The 7,445-nt window shown below is 59.7% G+C and carries 4 protein-coding genes; 1 reads left to right on the forward strand and 3 read right to left on the reverse strand.

Annotated features, from left to right (window positions below; translation table 11 throughout):
• Positions 1-22: 22 nt before the first annotated feature.
• The 3 genes from opp4B to PA598K_RS16440 are packed head-to-tail and all read right to left on the reverse strand — an operon-like array spanning position 23 to position 2,926.
• Positions 23-985: an oligopeptide ABC transporter permease gene (opp4B, locus tag PA598K_RS16430; RefSeq protein ID WP_128658011.1), complete on the reverse strand. Its 963-nt coding sequence runs from the start codon at positions 983-985 to the stop codon at positions 23-25.
• Positions 982-1,929, reverse strand: a complete 948-nt coding sequence (locus PA598K_RS16435) for an ABC transporter ATP-binding protein (RefSeq protein WP_128658012.1) — start codon at positions 1,927-1,929, stop codon at positions 982-984. Before PA598K_RS16435 ends, opp4B begins: the two co-directional genes overlap by 4 nt.
• Positions 1,916-2,926, reverse strand: coding sequence for an ABC transporter ATP-binding protein (locus tag PA598K_RS16440; protein ID WP_128658013.1), 1,011 nt, complete (start codon positions 2,924-2,926; stop codon positions 1,916-1,918). The genes PA598K_RS16435 and PA598K_RS16440 overlap by 14 nt, the downstream gene beginning before the upstream one ends.
• Positions 2,927-3,701: 775 nt before the next feature.
• Between PA598K_RS16440 and PA598K_RS16445 the strand changes: the two genes are divergently transcribed.
• On the forward strand, positions 3,702-7,445 hold a 3,744-nt coding region (locus tag PA598K_RS16445), incomplete at its 3' end, for a non-ribosomal peptide synthetase (RefSeq protein ID WP_128658014.1).

Raw genomic sequence — 7,445 nt, forward strand, 5'->3', positions numbered from 1 at the left:
GAACAATCTCCTTTCTGTCGTATCATTTGATGCGGATGCGCGGATCGACGAGTCCGAGGATGATGTCGGAGACCAACGCGCCGATGATGGAGGCGACCCCGTAGAGCAGGATCAGCGTCACGACTACGCTGAAATCGCGCAGCAGGATGGAGCTGAAGAACAGCTCGCCCATGCCAGGATAGCTAAAGATGTTCTCGATGAAGATCGTCCCGCCGATCAGTCCTGTCAGCTCATAGCCGAAAAAGGCGGCGATCGGCAGCAAGGAGTTGCGCAAAATATGGCGGTTATAGATGCGCGACTCCGACGCGCCCTTGGCTCTGGCGGTATGGATGAACTCGCGGTGCTTGATATCGATAATTTCGCTGCGCAGCAGCTGGACGGTCGTGACCGTCGTGATCAGCGCCATCGAAGTGGCCGGCAAGAGCAGATGGTAGATTTTGCTGATGAGATGATCCAGTGTCCCGGGCACCATACCCGGCGTCACGCTGCCTCCGGTAGGGAACCAGCCCATCTTGAAGCCGAACAGCCAGAGCATGAGCAGGGCAAAAATAAACAGCGGCGCGGCAAAGCCGAGATACGTATAGCCGGTAATCATCCGGTCGCCCAGCGTGTCGTTGTAGCGGCCGCTGAAAATGCCCAGCGGAATAGCGATCAGATAGGTTAAAACGAGCGTCGCCAGCGAAAGCCAAAACGTATTGAAAATTCGTTCGCCGATCAGATCCGTAACCGGCATCTTGAAGCGGAACGATTGGCCGAATTCGCCTTGCAGCGCGTTGACGATCCAGTCCCAATATTGAACGTACCACGGGTTGTTGAGACCAAGCCGCTCCCGCTGCGCTTCGATGGCGGCGGGGTCGATGGTCGGATCGAGCAGTCCGGTGAGCGCATCGCCGGGCATCTGCTTGGCGAGCAAAAATACAAGGATGCTCAGCAAAATAATCTGCGGAACCATAATCGTCATACGTCTGCCAATGGTCTGTATCATCCGCTTCCTCCCGCTCTGTGCGAGGCTGCGTAATGCGTACCGGACAGATGCCGGAGCGGGTACGCGAGGCCGTCGCTGTCAAAGTATCGGTCATAGGCGTGCTCGTATTCGGCCTGGATCGCAGCGCGCTGTTCGGCCCGGCGCTCTCGCTCGGCCGGTTCGTGCACCGGGATGGCGGCCAGCAGCCGTTTCGTGTAGATGTGCTCGGGCTGCTCGAACAGCTCGCTGGCAGAGCCCTGCTCGACATAGCGGCCACGGTACATGATGCCGATCCTGTCGCACATATGCTTGATGATGCCCAGATCATGGCTGATAAACAGATACGACAAGCCCAGCTCCGTCTGGATATCCTTCAGGAAGTTGAGCACCTGGGCTTGTACCGACAGATCGAGCGCCGATACAGGCTCGTCGGCGATGATCAGCTTCGGTCGCAGCGCGATCGCCCGGGCGATGCCGATCCGCTGGCGCTGCCCGCCAGAGAACTCATGCGGGTATTTGTAGATGCTGTCCGTATTGAGTCCGACCTGCTCCAGCAGCTGCTGGACGGCAGCTCGCTCCTCGCTCGGCGACAGCCGCTCGTAGTTGCGCAGCGGCTCGGCGATGATGTCGAGCACGCGTTTCTTCGGATTCAGCGAGGAGTAGGGGTCCTGGAAGATCATCTGGATGTCGCGGTTGAAGCCGCCTCGCTGCTTCCAGGCACCGTCGAACAACGGCTGGCCGTTGAAGATGATCGTCCCGGACGTAGCCGGATACAGACCGATGATCGCCCGTCCCGTCGTCGTCTTGCCCGAGCCGGATTCCCCGACCAGACCGTACGTCTCTCCCGGCTCGATCGTAAAGCTGATACCGTCCACCGCCTTCATCGGCGCGGGGCGGGGGACGAACAAGGAGGCGCGTCGTCGCTGAAAATACACCTTCAGATCCTGCACTTCAAGAAGCGCCATGTTGAATGTCCTCCTCTCCGGGGAACCAAAAATGACGATAGCAGGAGCATCTCACGTAATGACCCGGAGACAGCTCATGCATCTGCGGATTTTCTTCATGCGCAGCTTCGCCGATCCAGGGGATGCGATGCCGGAAGCGACAGCCCTCTCTTGGCAGGTTGCTCAAGGAAGGCACCGCCCCCTGGATCGAGTACAGCCTCGATTTTGGCGTATCGTCCGATGGCTTCGAGCGGAGCAACGAGCGTGTATACGGATGCTTGGGGTCCGAGAGCAATGTATGAATATCGGCCATCTCCACGATTTGCCCGGCATACATGACCGCGACGCGATCGGCCATCTCTGCGACGACCCCGATATCATGCGTGATCAGGACGATGCCGGCGCCGATATCTTTTTTTAGCTTGCGGATCAGATCGAGGATCTGCAGCTGGATCGTCGTGTCGAGCGCCGTCGTCGGCTCGTCGGCGATCAGCAGCTGCGGCTCGTTGGCCACCGCGATCGAGATGACGATCCTCTGGCGCATGCCGCCGGACAGCTCATGCGGGTAGTTAAGGGCGACCCGCTCAGCTTCCTGAATGCCGACCTGCGTCAACAGCTGGAGCACCTTGCTTTTTCGCTCGCTTTTTTTCATCTCCGGGCGATGCAGGATGAGCGCTTCCTCGATCTGATCGCCGACCGTCATGAGCGGGTTGAGCGCAGAGAGCGGGTCTTGGAAGATCATGCCGATCTCGCGTCCGCGCAGCTTGTTGAGAGCGGTCCGGGACAGCTCATTCAGTCGTTGCCCACGAAAGTCGATATCGCCGCTGATTTTTGCCTGATTGTGCAAGCCCATGATCGAAAAAGCGAGGGCGCTTTTGCCGGACCCGGATTCGCCGACGATCGCGACTACCTCGTTGGGGTTGACCGTCAGCGAGACGTCATCCACAGCGGCGTAATAGGCATCTCCGATCCGGAATGACGTCGTTAACCCGCGAATTTCCAGTAGATGAGCCTTCAATAAAAATCCCTCCCGATGAATAAAAGGTACGAGCGCAACAACAAAAAGACATGATGGCAGAAGGATTCCATGGCACGTCGATGTTATGAAATGTAACATAAAAATAAGCCTTGCGAACGTGATAAAGAAATGGAATTGGTTGACTAAGAAGGGACAGGGCGCCTGACTGTCGAATAAAACCCGAGGATATGGCTTTAATACCATCATAAGGAAATAAAAATGAGGTGACTTACAAGATGTGTAAAACTCTTCAGGAAATACCCTCGAGTATACAACTAATAGCAGAGCACACAAACCGGAATTGTTCGGAATGTGTACTGTATACAAATTATATGTAAAGCATTCTATCATACAATAGTTTGAAAAGATACAATTTTCACAAAATTTTGATAGATTGCAAGGAGATTCGAGCTGAGGTTTCACTCAAATCGCGATAGACACCATTAAGTTTCTCTAATCATGAAAATCGGTTCAGAAACGATGGTTTTGGTGAAAAAGTAGTGTAATCTGTGGCCATCTATCAAACTGCCCTCAATATAGAAGCCTACGGTCACGGGATCGATCTTCCGATCGCTGTTGTCCCCAGATTTCTTTATTTCTAACCGCTGTAGCGGTTGAAATCCGGGGACAGCGTATGCTTTCGAAGCTAGCTTTTCTGCGAAAAGCTCTGAGGCGACCATTTCATTTCTCCAGATTCTATTCCGTGCCTCTTCGGCATTTTGAGAGCTGTCTGATAGATGGAGATTAAGAGATAGAGGTAAAAGGGAGTAGGGAAATGATAGACGAGAAGACGGACAACCTCTTGCCGTTAACCCATCCGCAAAAGCGAATCTGGTACATCGAACAACTCTATCCGGGAACGACAGTCCATCATATCGGCGGCATCGCCTGGATCGAGGGGGCTGTGGACGAGGACAGGCTGCGGCTCGCTGTGGAGCATGTCCTGCGCCGCCACGCGGCGCTGCGGATCAGACTGGCGATGGCCGGCGATGAGGTCTATCAATATATACATCCACCGGTCAAGCCGACGATCCCTGTGATCGACTGCCGCCATAGCCGGCATCCGCAGCAGACGCTCGAGCGCTGGCTGGAGGAGAGGATGCAACAGCGGTTCGAGCTGCTCTCAGGCGAGCTGTATCAACTAGCGATCCTCTATACGCCGGGCGGCCAGTGCGGGCTATTCGTAAAGATTCATCATCTCATCTTCGACGGCTGGTCGACTCGGCTGTTCACGCAGGAGCTGCGTCGTTGCTACGAGGCATTGTCCGCCGAGCCGATCGAGCTGACGGGAGGCGAGAACGTCGCTTATCTAGACCTGTGGGCCAAGGAGCAGGCCTATCTCGCTTCGCCCCGGATGGCGCGAGATCGCGAGTACTGGCTGAGCGCATGCGATCAGCCGCCGCAGTTGCCGTGGCGCGATTCGCCGAGCTGGCGCAAGGGCGGCCGACACACCGTGCCATTGCCGGAGGCGCTGGCCGCCCGGGCGCTGCAGTGTGTCGAGGAGCATGGATACTCGCTCCATGATCTGTTCGGACTGGTGTTGCAGCTCGGGATGCGAGAGGCTTTTGGCGTCACGGATTATATCGTCGGCGTCCCCGTCTACAATCGAACGACGGCGGCTGAGAAGACTGCGATCGGCATGTACACGAGCACGATGCCGATACGATGTCGGCTCGAGCCGTCGGAGACGGCGTTCGGGCAGCTGCGGCAGCTGCGCCGTGCGTTCAAGCGCGGGTATCTGCACCAACGCTATCCGTTCGATCTGCTCCTGCCGCAGCTGCGCGACCGGTTGACGGATGGGGAGGCGCTGTTCCAGGTCTGCCTGAACACTTATGTATTCAACCCTCACGAGGAGATGGCGGCAGGCGTGCTGCATAGCGAGGAGCTGTACAAGGGTGAGCAGCTCTACCCGCTAGAGCTGATCATCAAGAACTGGAAGGACGGACAGGTGCAGCTGGAGCTGGATTACAAGCTGGCGCTGTTCACCGGAGAGCAGATGGCGCGCTTCGGCGAGATGCTGCTGACGCTGCTGGATCGATTCCTGATGAAGCCGGATGCGGGCGTAGCCGAGCTGACGGCAGGACGTGCGTCTGAGCAGATAGGGGGAGCAAGCGATGTGCTGTCGATGAATCGCTCAGTTGAGCAGGCAGAACAAGGCGCCAGTGAGCTGACAGAGCAACGAAATGGTCCTCGGCCTTATGGGTTTGCAGAGCATCGCACGGTCGTCGATGCCTTTGCTGCGCTGGCTGCTGCGACACCCGATCGTATCGCAATCCGCGATGGCGGACTTACCCTGACTTACGGCGAGCTGAGGAGCTGGAGCCTCGCTCTAAGGGCGCAGCTTGCGTCAGCTGGCGTGCGTCGCGGCGAGCTCGTCGGTCTCTACAGCGAGCATCGGCTGTCGTCGGTGGCCTCGATTTGGGCGATCCTGGGATTAGGTGCGGCTTATGTGCCGATGGATGTGCGGCATCCGGCCGCCCGCATCGCGGATGTGCTGACGGACAGCGGCTGCGCGCTTGTGTTGGCCGATCGGGAGCTGCCCGACGCGGCGACGGGGGGCTCAGCGGTGCAAGTGCTGCGTATCGATCAATGGGAGCGGGAACGTATAGCGGAACTCGCGGCGAGTATTCGCGAATGTCCGCAGGCAGACGGGAGGACTGAGAGTTGTCCGGATGCGATGACTCAACCGACCGCCGACGATCTGGCCTATGTGATCTATACCTCGGGCTCGACCGGCAAGCCGAAGGGAGTGATGGTCGAGCATCGCAGTCTACTGGCGTATGCCGACTGGGCGGCGGAGCGCTATATGCGAGACGCCTCGGATGTGTTCGCCCTCTATTCGTCGCCAGCCTTCGACCTGACCGTCACCTCGGTATTTGCGCCGCTGCTGCGGGGAGCCAGCATCGACATCTACCGTCAGAGGGATGGCGCCGCCTCAGTGCTGCCTGAGATCATTGCCGCTACGCGAGCGACCGTCATCAAGCTGACGCCGGCTCATCTGGCGCTGTTGGCCGAGTTGCCCGCACCGCATACTCCGCTGCATACCCTGATCGTCGGCGGCGAAGCGCTCGGCGCTTCGCTGGCCCGCTCGGCTGCAGAGTCGCTCGGCGGCGTGCGGGTGTTCAATGAATACGGACCGACCGAGGCGACGGTAGGCTGCATGATCCATCTGTTCAACAGTGAGCGCGATCAGCACCATGATGTGCCGATCGGCGATGCAGCTCCACATGTGCGGCTGTATCTGCTGGACGAGCAGGGCGAGCCGATCGCCGAGCCTGACCGGGTCGGCGAGCTCTATATCGCCGGCGTCGGCGTCGCTCGCGGCTATCTCGAGCGACTGGACCTGACGGCAGAGCGATTCCTGCCAGAGCCCGGATATCCCGGAGCGCGTATGTATCGCACTGGCGATCTGGCCAGACGGGACGAGCGCGGACAGCTCCGCTATCTCGGCCGCAGCGACGAGCAACTGTCGCTGAATGGCTATCGCATCGAGCCTGCCGAGATCGAGCAGCGGCTGCAGGAGCTGCCCGGCGTCCGGGAGGCGGCGGTCGTGCTGTCCGCATCGGAGCAAGGGCCGCTGCGGCTGGTAGCATGCGTGAGCGGCGACGCCGAGCTCAGCGGCGAGCTGCTGCGACAAGCCGCCGCCGAGCGGCTGCCGTCGTATATGGTGCCGACGCAGATCGCGGTGCTGGAGGCGATGCCGCTCACGCCAAGCGGCAAGCTCGACCGCCGAGCGCTCCTCGCCCAGGCAGCGCAGCAACGGCCGTCTGACGGGACGGGGGCGGCTCAGCCTGTCGCTGAGACCGCTGTCGCCTCGGTGCGCGAGCAGGCGCTGTTGCAAGCTGCGCGGGAGCTGCTGAGGGAGCCGGAGCTTCATGGCGGAGACGACTTTTACCGGATTGGCGGCGATTCGATCAAGGCGATCCAGCTCTCCTCCCGTCTGCAAGAGGTCGGATGGCTGCTGTCGCCGTCGGAGGTGCTCGGCGCAGCGACGCTGGGCGCGATGGCAGAGCGGATGACGCCGCTCGAGCGCGTCGCTGTTGCAGAGCCGCCTCAGCAGGGCGAGCTGCCGCTGACGCCGATCGCCGCATGGTGGCTCGAGCGGCGTTTGCCCGAGCCGGGCTATTATACACAGTCGGTATTGCTGACGGTGGACGGGAGGGTAAGCCCGGCGATGGCTGAGGAAGCCTTGACACGGCTCGTGCATCATCATGATGCCTTGCGACTGCAAGCCGTACCTGGCGGGCTGCGCTACAGCGATGACAGTCTCGGCCGCCGCTTGCTGATGAGCCGGCATGAGCTGAGCGGGTTGACGGCGCAGGCGCAGGATGCAGCGATAGCCGCCGCCTCGATCGCGTGCAAGCAGGGCTTCTCGCCGGAGGCGGGGCCATTATTCGCTGCCTGCTGGCTTGAGCTGGGGGCGCGCGGCCAGCGGCTGCTGCTGACGGCGCATCATCTCGTCGTCGACGCCGTGTCCTGGCTTATCCTCACTGAGGATCTGGAACGGCTGCTGGAGGCG

It is taken from the genome of Paenibacillus sp. 598K (assembly GCF_003851045.1).
Taxonomy (GTDB): Bacteria; Bacillota; Bacilli; order Paenibacillales; family Paenibacillaceae; genus Paenibacillus_D.

Coding starts and splice junctions, on each gene's coding strand:
- PA598K_RS16435 (WP_128658012.1), bottom strand. CDS start 1,929: ATGGCGCTTCTTGAAGTGCAGGATCTGAAGGTGTATTTTCAGCGACGA.
- opp4B (WP_128658011.1), bottom strand. CDS start 985: ATGATACAGACCATTGGCAGACGTATGACGATTATGGTTCCGCAGATT.